Origin of the sequence: Paenibacillus piri (genome assembly GCF_004354045.1) — a bacterium.
GTDB lineage: Bacteria > Bacillota > Bacilli > Paenibacillales > NBRC-103111 > Paenibacillus_S > Paenibacillus_S piri.
The window spans coordinates 1-16,503 of the sequence record NZ_SMRT01000009.1 but is presented as its reverse complement, the minus strand read 5'-3'; the positions used below and the strand labels follow the sequence as shown (position 1 = coordinate 16,503).

The following is a 16,503-nucleotide window of genomic DNA, read 5'->3' as shown; positions in this document are numbered from 1 at the left end:
TGCAATCTTGAATAGCCTTTCGGCCTTATCCTTTCACGGAACCGAGCATGACGCCTTTGACGAAATATTTTTGCAGGAACGGGTACACGCACAGAATCGGGAAGACGGTGATGACCAGCAGAGCCATACGAAGCGATTCGGGAGTGAAGCCTGTGGCAGTTTCGCTGATCGTCTGCCCGCCTTGCTGAGACGCCCGCTGCATGGAATTCGAAAGCGCATCCGCTTCGGTAAGCATTTGCTGCAGCAGCGTCTGCACGGGAATCAGATTTTTGTCGGATACATAATAGGTACCTGTGAACCAATCGTTCCAATGCGTCACACCGATGAACAAACCGATCGTTGCCAGCACCGGACCGGACAGCGGCAGGATGATATTGATGAAAATCATGAAATCCCCATAGCCGTCGATCTTCGCCGACTCCTCCAGTTCCTCCGGAATCCCCTGCAGAAATGTCCTGATGATCACAATGTGAATGAAGTTGAACAGCAGCGGAATGATATATACCCAGAACGTGTTGATCAGATGCAGCTTCTGCAGCGTGATAAAATACGGAATGAAGCCCGCACTGAAGATCGTCGGCAAGAAAATGTAGAAGGTGAAGAACGTCCTGCCCGGCAGTGACCGCTTGGCGAGCGCGTACGCCATAAGCGTACAAAGCAGCACATGCAGGAACGTTCCGATGACCGTGCGGAGCAGCGTAATTTTGTAGGCCTGCCAGATGTTCGGGTTGTTGAACACCTGCGCATAGTTATCAAGCGTGAACTGCCGCGGCCAGAAATAAAGAGCGCCTTGCATCGAATCCTTCCCGTCGTTAAGCGAATACACCAGGATGTAGATGAAAGGATAGACCATGGAGAAAGCGACCAACGTCAGAATCATGTAATTGAGCAGGTTGAAAAATTTCAGATCGCGTTTCATCTCATCACCTTTCTAGAACAAGGATATGTCGCTGACTTTGCGAGCGATTCGATTGACCGTCAAAATCATCAAAAGTCCGATAATGCTCTGGAAGAGACCGACGGCGGCAGCATAGCTCAGACGCCCTTCATTAATGCCCGAGGTAATGACATGCACGTCGAGAACGCTGCCGATCCTGGCCGTCGCAGGGCCGTTGAGCAGAAGAAGCTGTTCGTAGCCTGCGCTCATTAAACCGCCTACGGCCAGAATGAAAAGGATCACAGCAATGTTGCGGATACCGGGAAGCGTTACGTGCCAAACTTGCCGGAATCGGCTCGCACCGTCAATCTTGGCGGCTTCATACAACTGTTGATCGATCCCGGCGATAGCTGCTATATAGATGATGGAGTTCCAGCCGATATTTTTCCAGATGTCCGAACCTACGATCATTTGATAAAACCATGCCGTGTTATATAGAAATTGGACACGTTCCAAACCGAACGAGGCAAGCAGGTCGTTAACCGGCCCTCCGTACACGGAAAGCAGACGCTGCATCAGGGTTACCACGACAACCCACGAAACGAAATGCGGCAAATAAGAAAGTGTCTGCACAACCTTCTTAAATTTCATCCTGTATACTTCGTTCAAAAGAACCGCCAGAATGATCGGCATCGGGAATCCGATGCCTAGCTTCATCAAGCTGATAACGATCGTGTTGCGGATGATTTCCGTCGATTGGTAATAGTCGAAAAATTGCCGGAAGTACTTCAGACCTGCCCATGGACTTCCGGTGAAGCCTCCGTTAAACGTATAATTGCGGAACGCCACTTGAATCCCGAAGAGCGGGACGTAGGAGAATATAAAAAACCACACGATGCCGGGAATCATGAAGAGGTAAAATATTTTATGCTGCCAAATCCGCTTCCATAAGATTCGCCGAAAATTGTCCGAAGGCCGGCTCTCGGCCTTCGATGCCGGTTCGGTCATGGGTAACATAGATTGCGCTGCCTCCTCTCCCCCAGTTGATTCGCATTGATTTGGGTTCGTCACCCCCTGAAAAAAGTCACGGCATACGCGAGTTTCTTTCATTCAAGGTATTGGCATCGTACCGCCGTTCTTGTTGTTTACGCTTACATACTTATCATAGCGGCGCATTGTCAGGAACCGAAAGTCCAAATATTTACGATGAGGTATCACTTTTTTTTGCATCCGCAGGTCCATGGAATATCGGACAGGTGCCTGCACATGGCGCCGGGCCTTGGCGAAAACCTCGACGCAAACAACTATTCATGCTCTCCGCTCTCCTTGATCGGCAATTTCAACATGATTTCCGTCCCTTTTCCTCGCTCCGACTGAACGGACAAACCGTATTCGTTTCCGAAGTACATACGGATCCGGCTGTTCACGTTGAACAGTCCGATCCCTTTCGGCGAGGAGCTGTTCTGCAGCAGAGCGGCAGCCTGCTCCTTCGTCATGCCGACCCCGTTATCTTGTACCGTGATGATGACCGACTCCTCGTTCGCGTGCTTTCCTTTGACGACGATTTTACCGTCCCGTACATCCTTTAGTCCGTGCTGGATAGCATTCTCCAGGAGAGGCTGAAGGATGATTTTTAAGGTATAAAGATGCGGGAGCCGAGGATCAATGTCCCACTCGACGGTATATTTGGTGCCGAACCGGATTTCATGAATTTGAAGATAGCATTTCGCGTGGTAAAACTCTTCATTGAACCTGATCATGTTGCTTCCCTTCGATACGGAAATACGGAAAAGATCGGCCAGCGAGACGACCATCCGAATCGCCTTTTGCTTCTCGTCCATGTCGATTTCATTTTTGATCGCATCCAGCGTATTGTACAGAAAATGCGGATTGATCTGAGTTTGCAAGAAATTGAACTCCATTTCCCGCCGCTCCAGCTTCTCCACGTAATTCTCGTGAATCAGTTCCCGCAAATTATCGAGCATATTGTCAAAGCTGCGCTCCAGCCCTGTTATTTCATCGCCTTTCGCCGTAGTCCGGCGGTCTGTGAACAGCACCCCCCTGCCGGCACGAGACACTTTTGCATGGAGCCGCCGAATGCCCCGTGTCAATCGACGGGTAACGAGCAGCGTCATCAAGGAAAAAATAACCGAGCATATAAACGCCGCCGTAATGATCGTTTGCCGCATTTCCTTGACCTTGAGTTGGATCGAATCTTTCGGCACGAGCAAATACGCGGTCCAGTCCACATTCTGCAGTTTACGGTACCACATGACGTAAGCGGTTCCATGAATGTCCATACTAAGCTCCGACTCGCTGCTCAGCCGCTCGCTGGTCCGGTTCGTGATTTCCTCCGGCAGCTGACGGTCCAGCATATTCTCATCGGGATGGAACATGACCCTTCCCGTACTGTCGGCGATAATGAAGCTCCCGCCCGGGATTGAGGGGTTGTCCGCTATCTCCTGAACATAGGTGATCGAAGGAATCTGAACCGTAAGCTTGATGTAACCGATCTTCTGAAATTCGCCGATGCTATGAATCGGGCGCACGAGCGCATAAAAGTACTTGTCTTTCGAATATTCGAGTCTCCAAAACTTGGAATCCGGAATTTCCGTCATGCCGAGCACACGCTGCAGCCTGTCGAACGGAAACAAGTAAACTCCATCCGATATCATATCGGGCGAAGCGGAGTAAAATTCGATGCTCTCCACGTCGGTCGCCTGATGGGCTTGAATAAACCGGACCGAACGGGAAATTTCCCGGTTCATAATGTAGACGCCCTTCTCCCGATATACATCCGGATGGGTGAGCACATCCTGAACGGTCTCCGAAACCGTCAGATTATCGAGGATGCTTTCGTAAAACCTGATATTATAATAAATTCCGCTGCTGGATTGGGTTAATATTTTCTGATACGAATCTGAAACATACCGGATGATCAAATCGGACATCTGATTAAGGAAGTATTGCGTCAACCCGATAATCGGAAGCAGAATGGTCACAAAATAAACGAGCATCAGCTTTTTATGCAGTTTCATGCTACGCCCCCTTTACTAGTTATTGTAAAGAAGCGCGCATACGAATACTGTCGATATTTGCAAAATTGCCGATTCGAGGTATGAAGATAATTGATATTATGGAGATTATGAATTCAAGAGGAGGCTGCGGCTGGGCCGTCGTAGACCGGAGCCGCGAGCCGTTTCGGCTAGAAGCCGACTATACGGGGCGAAGATGCACAGGCGCATTATCTCGTCCAGCTGCCGGAGCTGTTTCGGAAAGAAAGGGTCGACGGCGCCTTCGTATTTGCGAGTTCCTTATAAATCCTGCGCCATTCGCACCATATCGACAACCTGAATGCCATTTTCATAGATCGGCTCGTCATAATGGCGTATGAAAAAATCTTTATCGATTCCCGTTATCCGGAATCCGCATTTTTGATAAAGCGCCAGCTGAACGACGCCCGAATTCCCTGTACCGATTTCCACCGTCTTAAAGCCCGACTCCCTCGCTCTTTGAACCGCGTCGTTCACGAGCCGTTTCCCCAGCCCTTTGCCCTGCTCCCGTTCATCAACCGCAATATTGACGATTTCCACCGTCTCCGGGCGGGTTGGCAGCAGCACATATACGCCTACCGGATGCGGATTTCCTTCCAGCGTTGCTACATAGCATTCGCCTCTCTTGAGATAATCCTCCACGAGCTTGCGCGACGGATCCGCCATCAGCAGCAAATGCATGGGCGGCCGGTCCGACTCGTTCAGTCGGGCAATCTTCATTGCTTTCCTCTCCTTAAGTGCAATCTTAGGCCTTATCTCTTCGGCAAGATCACGGGTATATCCTTCCTGCTTTCCATTATTTTTATTCGGCCAAAGTTGGCATTTTCATGACAGTAATAGTATGATTTAAATGATAGTTTCATATTTTAACAGACTAAGGAGAACCTTAAGCTATGAAAAAAAGCGCTATCCTCATTGCCACTGCAGCCATGGCTTTTTCGATGGTTGCATCTGCAGCCGCAGCCGATACGACAACCGTCTCCAAATCCGTTTCCGACTATAAAGACTTAACCAACGCCGACCCGGCACTGCAATCCAAAATCAGCACGCTGCTGGCCAGCGGCATTGTCGAAGGCGTATCGGACGATACGTTCGGCATCGCGCAAAATATGACCCGTGCCCAATTCGCCAAGGTGGCCGCACTGATCTTCGGTCTGCAGGTTGACGCTTCGCTACAAACCTCCAGCTTCGCCGATGTCCGCGCCGAAGACGCGGCCAACGGCTGGGCCATTCCTTATATCGAGGCGGCGAAAAAAGCCGGGCTCATCGACGGAATGACGGACAGCCTGTTCGCGCCCGGCGATAACGTGACCGTCGGACAATTGGATACGGTGTTCGTCAAAGGACTCGGCCGCACGGTAAGCACCGCTGCCAGCCCATGGTATGCGGATGCCGTGAAGCAAGCTGCGGCATTGGGTATCCACCCTGCGGACAAGAGCGGCGGCGACGCAGCTACCCGGGCCGACCTTGTAACAGGCGCTTACGGCTCGCTGCAGGCGGCTCAAGGACAACAGGATCAACAGCCGGGTAAAGATCAAGGACAGGGACAGCAGCAGGGCAAAGTATCGCTGGATACAGTACAGGCATCCGGCGATCAAGCGGTGAAGGTAACGCTGGACCAAGCGATCGATACGGCGAGAGCCACCTTGACGCTCAGCAAAGACGGAACAGATATCCCCGCTACCGTATTATGGTCCGACGATCATAAGTCGGCTGTCATCTCTTTGGCGAAATCACGTCAGCTGACCAACGGCATTTATAAAGTAACGCTGGGCGGTCTCAATGACTCGGAAATCCAGTCCGCAACGCGCAATCTCGTCATTGGCGCTTCAGCTACCGGTTCCGGCAGCATGAACTATACGATCGCGGATACGTATGATATCAGCAACGTCATCGACCGCGGACTCACCTCATCGGCATCCGGGAAAAACGGCTTTGCTTCGAGAGCCGAAGCCGAGGATCCGACGCGCAGCTTATTTGCCAAAGAAATCGAAATTAAAGCGATCAACGCATCCGGCGAAGAAGTGGCCGTGCCCGGCCTGATTCAATCCATTACCTCTTCCGTGCCTTCAATTGTGAAAACCGCCGTCTCTGCAGATCATAGAGGCTATATATTAGGGAATAAAGCCGGTACGGCGACAGTGGATATCGTCTATGTCACGCCGGAGGGAACCCCCAAGCAAATGTCTGTCAAGGTTAATGTGAAAGACGAAGCCGTCAAAGGCGAGCTTGTTGAAATTAGAGGCCGTTCTTTGGTGCAAGCCTTGTCGGTGACGAACGGCGTTTATTCCGGCCAATTCAATGCATTCGACATGCTGGACATGAAGGTAACGGACAACTATGGCAACGAATACGAGCAGGATGAAGTGCAGCGGTATAACTTTGCATTGGCGACGACCTTTATCGTCAATGACATTTTGGGTGATTCGTCCAATGGAACGGTCGGCACGGTAACGATCGATTCCGACGGCACCGTTCATACGACCGGCAACGTAACCCGGTTTACGATTACGGCTGTAATGCCTGGCGGCAAGCAGGCTGCGGCTGACGTGAGAGTCGTCAAAGAGCAGTAATCTCCGGAGCGGTTGTGATTCATCTTTAAACTTCTGCATGCGAAAAGACGCTTCCATCTCCACTTTATGGTGGTTTTGGAGGCGTCTTTCCACATTGTTCGGGACCGACTCCTGGTTGGTACACTACCGGGAGCCCTTCCGCAATCGGTTATACTTGCCGCTGCCGATAACGGCTTAGGGTTTCCACGAATACTTTCGGCTCGTCAACGGCAAAGCGGCGAATTCCGATATCAAGCAGCGCAAACAGGGAATCTTGGTCAAAATGAAACGGCAGCACCTCCAGCTCGCGGTCCGTCTCGGATAATCGGCTTAACGCTTGCTGCAAATAATCGCGTCCGACTTTATACCGCCATTCTCCACCAGCTTCGGCATCCTTCAGATGCAGCTGGATAATATCGAGCGAGTCGAAGCCCGTTTCAAGCGCATTGGCGAAATTGCCTTCAATCTCTCCATCCGGAATCCACAGCATCGTCCGGACGGCTGGAGCGAGCCGCTTCATCGTCTTGCAGTTTTCATGCTCCCGGTGGCAAAATATGATTTGCCTGCCAAGTCCGTACCGCCCGATAAGTTCAGCCAGCTTCTCCAAATCGACCTGCTTGTAATCCAGATACAGCTCCCGTTCCGGATGACCGGCCAATACGGCCAATATTTGCTCTAATGCCGGTACCTTTTCGCCGCGGAACTTTTCGCTGAATTTGATTCCCGCATCCCAGGCTTGAACCTGCTCGAAGGTGCATTCCGCAATCAGTCTGTCCTGATCGGCTTCGGACGCCGATGTCGTCCGCTTCGGCGTCGGATCGTGCATGCCGATAATAATACCGTCCGCCGTCTGCCGGATATCGATTTCCGGAATGCCGCCAAGCTCCCATGCATACTGCATGGCCGCCATCGTATTTTCCGGCATTTCCGCATTCGTGCTTTGGTGAGCCTGCCAATGAATGCGCGGCTCCGCCGCTTGGTGATCGGTTGCGCTCAACAGCGTCATCTCCTTTTCTCAAAATACTACTTCTTCAAGATCCGCTCAGCTTCCTTCTTGAACGTATCCAACGTCGTCTGCACGTTTTTACTGTCGTACATGATCGCTTCGATCGCCGAGAAAAATTCGTGCATCACTTCCGGCCACGCGACATCCTTATTCGTATCGACTGCATACTGCAGCTGATCGTAAGCGACTTTGCGGTTCGGTTCTTTCGTCCATAGCTCCTTCATTTCCTTGGATTCGACCATCGCCTTCGTAAACGGCAAATATCCGGATTGTAAAATAAACTGCAGGCCGCCCTGCGGGTCGGTTTCCATCCAGCGCATAAATTCCCAGGCCGCCGCTTTATTTTTGGTGCCGGACAGCATCGCCACGTTAGCCCCTCCCGTCGGGGTCGCGAACATTTGATCCTTCGGCAGAAACGCGGTCACATAGTTAAATTTGACTGCGCCGGCAAGGCTGCCGATGCTGCCTGTCGATCCGAACATAATACCCACTTTCCCGTTGATGAACATTTGCGACGTAATATTGCCGGAGTCTTGGGCCGGCGGGTAATACAAGCCTCCCGTGCTTTGCAGCTGCTTCAAGTAGTTGAACACTTTAGCGCCTACGCCGTTATCGTAAAATCCGATCGACTTGTTCGAATCGTTGAAAAACTTGCCCCCAGCCTGGGAAATCATCGCAATCGGATACCATGTATCGTAAGGCATCGTCAAGCCGTAGCGGCTGTAAGAGCCGTTTTCCTTGATTGCCAGCGCCTCGGCGACTTTTTTCAGCTCATCCCACGTTGTCGGAATGGCGAGCCCTTTCTCGTCCAGCATCGTTTTGTTAATATGCATGATCGGGGTTGACCGGTTAAACGGCAGCGCGACCAGCTTGTTGTTAAATGTGGAGTGGCCCATCAGTCCGGGAGTGAACAGATCGGAGCTCAGATTGGAGCCTTTCAGCAGCGGGTTCAGGTCCTCCAGCACGTCCGCATCGGCAAACATCTCGATATATGCCCGTTCCAGCATGCTGACGTCCGGCGCGGTTTTTGAGGCGATTGCCTGCTGCAGCTTCGTCACCGTCTCGTCATATCCGCCCTGGAACGTTCCTACTACTTCGATGTCCGGGTGCGAATCGTTGAACCTTTTGATCAAGCCGTCGATGTACTCGCCGTTTTTGCCGCCCAGCGAATGCCAGAACTGTACGGTCGTCTTGCCGCCGCTCTTGGCGGGCTCCGCCGGCTTGGCCTGCTGCTCGGTTGCGGCGGGCTTGGGGGGTGCGGCATCCGGCTTGTCGGTCGCGGCCGGCTGCGATGCTCCTCCGCTGCAGCCCGCAAGCAGGCTGAGTGTCATAGGTATTGCCAATAGGATGGACCATTTTTGTTTCATCATCATATTTCCTCCTCGTGTGAATGACAAATTTTTATGGAGCAAGGGACTGGACGCAGGCTTTATTTAATCCCCGAATACACGAATGCTTTGACAATTTGCTTGGAGCAAAACAGATATACCAGCAATATCGGTACGACGAGGACCACGTTTCCGGCCATAATGATATGCCAGTTGCTGATCCCTTCTGTCTCGCGGAGCATCGCAATCCCGATCGTCAGCGGGCGGACCGGAGCGGAATCGGTCATAATGAGCGGCCAAAAATAATCGTTCCAATGGCTGACAAAGCTGAATAGCGCGATTGTAGCGAGCGCCGCTTTGGACATCGGGATCATGAGCTTCCAAATGATTTTGAACTCGCTGGCGTTGTCCAAGCGGGCCGCCTCGATCAGTTCCTCCGGAATTTGCATAAAATATTGCCGCAGCAGGAAAATGCCGAAGGCGCTCGACATAAATGGAATGATTTGCGGCAGCAGCGTCTTGATCAGCCCCCAATCGGCCATCATGATATAGACGGGGATGAACGTTACTTGACCGGGGATCATAAAGGCAAGCAGTACCATCCCGAACAAAAGCGGCTTCCCGGCAAACCGATATTTGGCGAACGCGTACGCGGCGGGAATCATTACGGCCAGCTGCAGCACCAGAATAGAGACTGTAATGATAAGCGAATTTTTGGCATAGGTCATAAACGGTCCGGCTTTCATCGCAGCGGCGAAATTAGTCCATTGCGGAACGGCAGGAATCATCGTCGGCGGAAACGACAGCGTCTCCTGGAACGTTTGCAGCGAGGTGGAAATCATCCATAGAAACGGGAACACGAACACGAGTAAAACCGCCGTTTTCAGGATCGTCTCTACGGCCCGTCCCAGGAAGCTTATGGATTTGTAATCGTATGTTTTCAAGTACGAATCCCCTTTTTCATGGTCATTCGAAGACTGACGAAGAACTGCGGGAACAGCCTATAGAGAGATGACTTCGAAGCTCAATCGACAGCCTCATTCGGACCGTTACTGATAATGCACCTTTCTGGACAGCACGCGGAAGTAAATAATAGTGAGCAGACCGATGATGGCCATCAACACGACCCCCGTCGCAGCCGAGTACCCGATATTCGTCGTTCTGAATCCGTAAATATAGTAGACGATCGTGCTTGTCGCATCGTTGGGCCCCCCTCCCGTCATGACTTTAACCGTATCGAACACTTTGAACGAGCCGATTGTCATAATAATCAGGATGAAAAACAGTTGCGGCGAAATGAGCGGGATCGTAATTTTGTAAAAAACTTTGAATTTACTGGCGTTATCCAAAGCCGCCGCTTCGTAAATGGTCGGCGGGATGCTTTGCAGCGCAGCCACGATAATCAAAGTATAATAGCCGATCCCCTGCCATACGGAAACGATAATGACGGACATGAGCGCCGTTCTGGAGCTTTGCAGCCAAGTCGAAGGCGGCAGCCCGATCGACTTCAACGCAAAATTGAGCAGGCCGTGATTCGGTTCCATCAGCCACAGCCATACAAGCGATATCGAAACGATGGACACGATATGCGGGGTAAAAATACCCGCTTGCACGAATGCATTGAAGCGCTTTTTTTTACTCAGCCATAAGGCGATGAGCAGAGACAGTGCCATCGTCAGCACGACCACGCCGACCGAATAAATGACCGTGTTCATCAGCGCCTTGTAAAAATCGCCGCGCGTAAAAATTTGCATGTAATTGTCCAACCCTATAAATTTGCTCTTCGCCTTGTTCAGCAGATTGTATTTGAAAAGGCTCAAATAAACCAAATAAATGACCGGGTACATCACAAAAAGACAAATGCCTGCCATCGCCGGAGCGATCATGACATACGGACGGAGCGTTTCCCATAATGTTTTCCTATTCATGCGGATGCCCCTTCCGCCTCTCGCAACGCTTGCAAATAATCGCCGTACCGGCTGTCATCCTCCCCGATCCGGTTCTGGTCCGCTCCGAAAAAATACAGATTTGCGGCCGCAACCCCGAGACATACAGGTTGATCGACAATAAACCGGTCCTCCGTGCATTTGACCATAAAGGAATGATCGCCGGCCCTTACCTGATACAGCGTTTCCGAGCCGAGCATCTCTCTCGTCGCAATCGTACCGCGCACGGAATAATGCCGTTCGCCGCCGGGCTCAACGGATAGTACCGCACATTCCGGACGAAAGCCGAACTTCACGCCATCCACACCCAGATCCCCTATATTCATCGGCGGCACGCCAATGAACTGCGCGGCAAACAGGTTGTTCGGCCTGCGATAAATGGCTTCCGGCGGAGCCTCCTGCTGGATCAGCCCCCGATTCATAAGCACGATGGTGTCGGCCATCGACATCGCTTCTACCTGGTCGTGGGTTACGTAAACGAACGTCGTCCCCAGCTTCTTGTGCAGCTCTATCAACTCTAGGCGCATCTGCGCCCTCAGCTTGGCGTCCAAATTGGACAACGGTTCATCCATCAGAAAAACGGACGGCTTTTTCACCATGGCGCGCGCCAATGCTACCCGTTGACGCTGGCCGCCGGACAGCGTCGACGGCTTGCGATCCAAATAATCGGACAAGCCGACCGTGGCGCTGATGCTCTCCACCAGCTCGGTTCGTTCCTGCTTGCCCACCTTGTTGTTTTTTAAGCCGAACTCAATGTTTTCGCGTACCGACATGGTCGGATAGATCGCATAGTTTTGAAAAACCATCGCAACGCCTCTTTGCCCCGGCGCAATCCGCGTCACATCCTTGCCGTCGATATGTACGGAGCCCGACGTTTGCGGATCGATGCCCGCGATCATGCGGAGCAGCGTCGTCTTCCCGCAGCCGGACGGTCCTACCAGCACGGTAAATGTCCCGTCCTCGATCCGTAAATCCAAAGCCGGGATGACCTCGTGCTTGTCAAACGATTTCGTTACTTTCACAAACTCGATGGATGCCAAAGCGATACCCCCTCCTTTTTTGATGCCGTTCGAGCCTTACCATTTATACGGTATACACTTGCATACCCCAGTCGCGGAAAGGCTTCAGCGTAAACTCCGCCGCCTCGACTCCCGTGATCAGCGCATGAATTGCGCTGTTGGGAGCTACCGAATGGAGCGACAGCTTGCCCAGCTTGCTGTCGTCCGTGACGACAATAATATCTCTGGCCGCCCGGATCATGCCCTGCTTGGCCGGTACCAGCTGAGCCTCCGGATGCATCAAGCCATGCTGCGGATGCAAGGCCGGCGTCCCGATAAACGCCTTTTCCACATGCAGCGACTTCAACACATGATCCGTGAACATGCCGTTCAGCATGTAGCTCGACGGATACAGCTCGCCGCCTGTCAAAATCACCTTGATCCGCGGGGCGTCGCGCAGCTCCGCGGCGACGTTCATATCGTTCGTGACGACTGTAATATTCGAACGGTGCACGAGATTTCTCGCGATATGCAGCGTCGTCGTCCCGGAATCGATAATGATGTTCTCTCCGTCCTCGACCAGACTCGCGGCCATTTTGCCGATTCTCATCTTTTGCTCGAGGCATTGATTGCTTCTTTCGTTAAAAGAAGGCTCGTCATGCGTCCACTGCTCTACAACGACGCCGCCATGCGTTCTTTTCAGCAGCCCTGCCTGCTCGATTTCCGTCAGATCGCGCCGGATCGTCGCTTCATGTACGTTGAATTCCTTGGCGAGCACTGCGATCGTCGCCGTACGGTATTGCCGCACATATTCCACAATCCGCATCTTTCTTTGAACTGCCAGCAAGTACATCCCTCCATTTGCGCACTGTTGTTTATGGATGCGTTTTTTTATCGGATGATGTTCATTTCCGTTCATTTCGATTGTACGGACTAACCGTTAACGGAGTGTTACGCCCGTATGTAGATATCGTAAAGTTCATACATTTCACAACGCGTACCGGGAAAAGCCGGCTCCTCATGCGTTAGCGGCATTGGCCCGCTCGTTGTACGCTCTCAGCAGCGTATAGCGGTTCATGCGGACGCGGTGCGCCTCGCGCATGCTGCGTGCCAGCAGCTCATCGCTTACTTGAAGCTCCGAGACGGATGCCGGACCTCCGATGCCGCGCAGCAGTCCTGTCAGCGTTCCGCTGTCGGGGATGTCCGCAATATGCTTGCGGATTTGCGGCCAATTGGCTGCAATAGCGTCCGCCGCCGCCGGACTCTCGCGCTCATGCGAGCCGCTATTCGACCAGCCGTCTATTCCTTCGTCGGCGATCCGGTGGTACAGCCTCGCGATTTCGACGCAGGCCGCACCCACTTTGGCTCCGTGGAGCAGCTGTCGCTTGCCGAGACGGATGTACTCCATTTCCCAGTAATGCGATAAATGATGCTCCGCGCCGGATGCCGGATGCGACTGCCCGAACGACAGCATGGCGAGACCGGATTCGATCAGCGCGCTCATCAGGGCGGCGATGCCTTCCTCCTGTCTCCGTGCAATCAGCTCCGACTGATTAACGCATTGCAGCAGGGCTGACCGCGTTCGCTCCGCCGCCGCGAGCGAATATGGCTCTCCGGCCGTCAACGAGCCGAAGCTCCAATCGAACAATGACGTATACTTGCCCAGCATGTCGCCGAAGCCGGCGGCCGTCAAAGCCGAAGGCGCTTTCATCAGTACATCCAGATCGGCGAATATCGCATTCGGACCGATCGCGGCGATTGTAATTTTCTCCCCTCTGATAAGAATGGGCGCCCCCTTGGAGTTGAAGCCGTCTACCGAAGGCGCCGTAGGCACCGAAATAAACGGGATGCCGGCCATATACGCGCAGTATCGGACAATATCGTGAATCGTGCCTCCGCCGACTGCAATCACGGCTTCCGCGCCCTGCTGCTTTACATCATGAAGCAGCTGGATGAGCGACGCTTCGTCGGCGATCACATCCCCTTGACGGTCCGGTTTGATAATCGTCACGTGAACCGCTAGGCGTTTGGCTCTGAGCAGCTCTTCCAGTCGTTGTCCCGCAGCCGGATACGTATTGGCATCAACCGCGACGATAATGCTTCGGTAAGCCTGTTCCTCCACATACAATACGGCTTCGCCGATGGCCCCCGCTCCGATCAGGATGGTATCCACATCATCGGTCGCGGAACGTACCCGCCCGCCGCCCGACGGCATGTTTATTTTGCTTGATTCCGCAGCTGCCATGTTCGTTTTTCCTTTCCCGTTGTAATTGAAAGCCGCGGTCATTTGCGCCATCATTGCGGTTCATTGCGCAAATCCGATCACATTCACGCTTGAATGCGGCTTTCTTTTGCTTGAATTTGTTCATTTATGAGTATATATACTTAACATTATGCGAATGTTACGGCGGTATGAATGTTTTGTAAATGGATCGGCAAAGTATCGAATGAAACTTGTATAAGCGCCTTGCGGCGTCTTGGTGCAGGATTTACGTTTGAGCGTTGGGAGGGATAGATGTGGGGTTACAGCCGTTGTTGAAGTCGTGTTCCTTCGATTAGACTAGGCAGGGAGAACACGACTTCAAAGACGGCCCGTAAACTTTCCACCCCACATCCATACCCTCTTACTGTTCTACTCTCGTGTCTTCTGCTACCTCTTTTTTTACTAACCGGTCTTCGATCCGGTATTCACAACCATGCACACCTTTGTCGTATTCCGGTTACATGGCTCGACCGCAAGCTTCACATGCGAATTGCGGGGGCACTTCCGGGTCTCCATCATCCATTCTATCGAAGTCGCGGATCACACTAAGCGGTATCTTTTCGCTCTGCATACAGGCAAGATTTTATAGTTTCTATTTAAGATCAGCATAAACGGCTTCGCCGTCCTTAAAGGACGGGCACGTTCATCAAGGTTGGCACAGCAAAGGTTAAAACTTTCTTTGCAATCGATAAAGACCCTTTTTGCACAAGGCAAAAAGGGTCCGGCCAGTAAATTCAAAATAAATGTTATTATCGTGGCTGAACGAACAGCCTGCCGAGCGCAGCGGCCAATTTTTCGAGCATAGCATCAATTTCTTGCTTCGTTACGATGAGCGGCGGCATCAGACGGATCATCTGCGGATTGGGCGCATTGATCAGCAAACCAAGCTTGCGGCATTCGTTCACGAGCTCGCCGCTCCTTGCTTCCGGCAGCTCGAAAGCAAGCAGCAGGCCCATGCCGCGGATATGCTCGAGCCCGTGCTTCGATGAAAGCTCGCGCAAGCCTGCGCAAATATAAGCTCCCTGTTTTGCCGCATGAGCGGCGAGGTTTTTTCCGACGATTTCACGGACGACCGCGGTACCGACGGCCATGGCCAGCGGCTGACCCGAGTAGGTTCCGCCCTGATCGCCGGGCTCGAACAGATTGAACCGCTCCTTGACCAGCATTGCCGAAAGCGGAAACCCGCCGCCGATGCCTTTGCCCAGGGTCATCACATCGGGCTCAATGCCGTAATGCTCGTAAGCGAACAGCTTCCCGGTACGCCCGAGTCCGGTTTGGATTTCGTCGATTATTAGCATAATACCGGAATCGTCGCAAACGTGGCGCAGTCTGCGTACATATTCGGGATCGGCCGCATGCACGCCGCCCTCGCCCTGCACCAGCTCGAGCATAAACGCGCAGGTGTTCGGATTCATCGCCGCGACTGCCGCATCAATATCATTGAACGGGACATGCCGAAAACCCGGCACCTTCGGCAAAAACAGCTGCTCCCACTGCCGCTTGCCGGTCGCGGACATCATAGCCAGCGTGCGCCCGTGGAAGCCGTTGGCCGTTGTAATGACGTCATAAGCGCCGCCCAGATGAAGGCGGCCGTACTTCCGCGCCAGCTTGACGGCGCCCTCGTTAGCTTCCGCTCCGCTGCTGGCAAAAAAAACCTTGTCAAACACCGACAGCCCGGTTAATAGCCGAGCGAACTCGATCATCGGCTTGTTGTAAAACGACGGGCTCGCATTGACCAGTGTCGCCGACTGTCTGGATAAGGCGTCCCGGATGACTGCCGGCGAATGGCCCAAACAGGTTACAGCCCAGCCGCCGGTGAAATCGAGATACGAATGGCCCTCCGTATCCCACAAATACATGCCTTCGCCGCGCTCCATGACAAGCTCCGGACGCGCTGCCGTAAACAAAATCGATCGATCGGCATCTTGAAGCAGCTGTGCGGTTTCCGCGCTTCCTTGAACATGCATGCAATCACCTCTCATTCATTTCGTATAATTATACAAATTAATGTATATAAATACAATATTTTTATGCAATCATCTGCAATCCACGATTTATATGTAGGTTTTCTTGAAATGATTGAAAGCTTCAGCTCCGCTGAAAATATATAAATTCTGACATTATAAGAAAAGCTTCTGACCGAAGCCCTTTCGATGAAGATACATTCGTGTTTTTGATGTAGCTTTTCTGATATGAACGAGGTCTGTCAAGAGCGTCTCTTGAAGCTCCCCGTTTTTTTGAATTTTGAGTAAAAAGTAACTCTTTGTGATGCTTTACATGGAGGGGCGGGTATGATAGGCTCATTGGCCTATGGCGATGAAGTGACCAACGTAATCGCTCTCTCGCCAGGATGTCATACCCGCAGAGGCTCCATGTCAAGCATTACAAAGTTCCGCTTAAAGGCTGAGCGTGAAGGCAAAAATCTTTTCGACGTTGAGCAATCTGATATACGTGGGTTGGTTACACACATTTTATCTCTC

Annotated in this window: 14 protein-coding genes; 2 read left to right on the top strand and 12 right to left on the bottom strand. The window is 52.3% G+C overall.

All coding sequences use genetic code 11. From position 1 onward, the window contains the following. Nucleotides 1–25: 25 nt before the first annotated feature. The 4 genes from E1757_RS18580 to E1757_RS18565 form a co-directional block, all read right to left on the bottom strand. Nucleotides 26–919, bottom strand: coding sequence for a carbohydrate ABC transporter permease (locus E1757_RS18580; protein ID WP_133230820.1), 894 nt, complete (start codon nt 917–919; stop codon nt 26–28). Nucleotides 920–931: 12 nt separating this feature from the next. Beyond that, nucleotides 932–1,894, bottom strand: a complete 963-nt coding sequence (locus tag E1757_RS18575) for an ABC transporter permease (protein ID WP_246079283.1) — start codon at nt 1,892–1,894, stop codon at nt 932–934. 287 nt (nt 1,895–2,181) lie between these two features. After that, a complete protein-coding gene (locus E1757_RS18570) occupies nt 2,182–3,915 on the bottom strand; it encodes a sensor histidine kinase (RefSeq protein ID WP_133230817.1) in 1,734 nt (577 codons plus the stop codon). Nucleotides 3,916–4,191: 276 nt separating this feature from the next. After that, nucleotides 4,192–4,650, bottom strand: coding sequence for a GNAT family N-acetyltransferase (locus E1757_RS18565; protein WP_133230814.1), 459 nt, complete (start codon nt 4,648–4,650; stop codon nt 4,192–4,194). A gap of 173 nt (nt 4,651–4,823) precedes the next feature. Between E1757_RS18565 and E1757_RS18560 the strand changes: the two genes are divergently transcribed. After that, nucleotides 4,824–6,503, top strand: coding sequence for an S-layer homology domain-containing protein (locus E1757_RS18560; RefSeq protein WP_133230811.1), 1,680 nt, complete (start codon nt 4,824–4,826; stop codon nt 6,501–6,503). 148 nt (nt 6,504–6,651) lie between these two features. On the opposite strand, the gene E1757_RS18555 is transcribed toward E1757_RS18560, so the two are convergent. From E1757_RS18555 to E1757_RS18520, 8 genes are all read right to left on the bottom strand, one after another. Next, complete coding sequence (locus tag E1757_RS18555) at nt 6,652–7,479, bottom strand: glycerophosphodiester phosphodiesterase (protein ID WP_165972176.1); 828 nt, start codon at nt 7,477–7,479, stop codon at nt 6,652–6,654. A gap of 26 nt (nt 7,480–7,505) precedes the next feature. Next, nucleotides 7,506–8,855 carry an ABC transporter substrate-binding protein gene (locus E1757_RS18550; RefSeq protein ID WP_133231270.1) on the bottom strand — a complete coding sequence of 450 codons (1,350 nt, stop codon included), beginning with the start codon at nt 8,853–8,855 and terminating at the stop codon, nt 7,506–7,508. A 62-nt stretch (nt 8,856–8,917) separates the two neighbouring features. Further along, nucleotides 8,918–9,658: a carbohydrate ABC transporter permease gene (locus E1757_RS18545; RefSeq protein ID WP_425464853.1), complete on the bottom strand. Its 741-nt coding sequence runs from the start codon at nt 9,656–9,658 to the stop codon at nt 8,918–8,920. 207 nt (nt 9,659–9,865) lie between these two features. Next, nucleotides 9,866–10,744 carry a carbohydrate ABC transporter permease gene (locus E1757_RS18540; protein ID WP_133230803.1) on the bottom strand — a complete coding sequence of 293 codons (879 nt, stop codon included), beginning with the start codon at nt 10,742–10,744 and terminating at the stop codon, nt 9,866–9,868. Further along, entirely contained in the window at nt 10,741–11,802 is a 1,062-nt protein-coding gene (locus tag E1757_RS18535; protein WP_133230800.1) for an ABC transporter ATP-binding protein, read from the bottom strand. Before E1757_RS18535 ends, E1757_RS18540 begins: the two co-directional genes overlap by 4 nt. A gap of 43 nt (nt 11,803–11,845) precedes the next feature. Continuing rightward, nucleotides 11,846–12,607: a DeoR/GlpR family DNA-binding transcription regulator gene (locus tag E1757_RS18530; protein WP_133230798.1), complete on the bottom strand. Its 762-nt coding sequence runs from the start codon at nt 12,605–12,607 to the stop codon at nt 11,846–11,848. A 171-nt stretch (nt 12,608–12,778) separates the two neighbouring features. Next, nucleotides 12,779–13,975 carry a sn-glycerol-1-phosphate dehydrogenase gene (locus E1757_RS18525; RefSeq protein WP_181956668.1) on the bottom strand — a complete coding sequence of 399 codons (1,197 nt, stop codon included), beginning with the start codon at nt 13,973–13,975 and terminating at the stop codon, nt 12,779–12,781. Nucleotides 13,976–14,772: 797 nt separating this feature from the next. Further along, nucleotides 14,773–15,990 (bottom strand): aspartate aminotransferase family protein, encoded by a 1,218-nt coding sequence (locus tag E1757_RS18520; protein ID WP_133230792.1) that lies wholly within the window; start codon nt 15,988–15,990, stop codon nt 14,773–14,775. 324 nt (nt 15,991–16,314) lie between these two features. Between E1757_RS18520 and E1757_RS36225 the strand changes: the two genes are divergently transcribed. Beyond that, the coding region (locus E1757_RS36225) for a hypothetical protein (RefSeq protein ID WP_220446507.1) at nt 16,315–16,503 on the top strand (189 nt) is incomplete at its 3' end.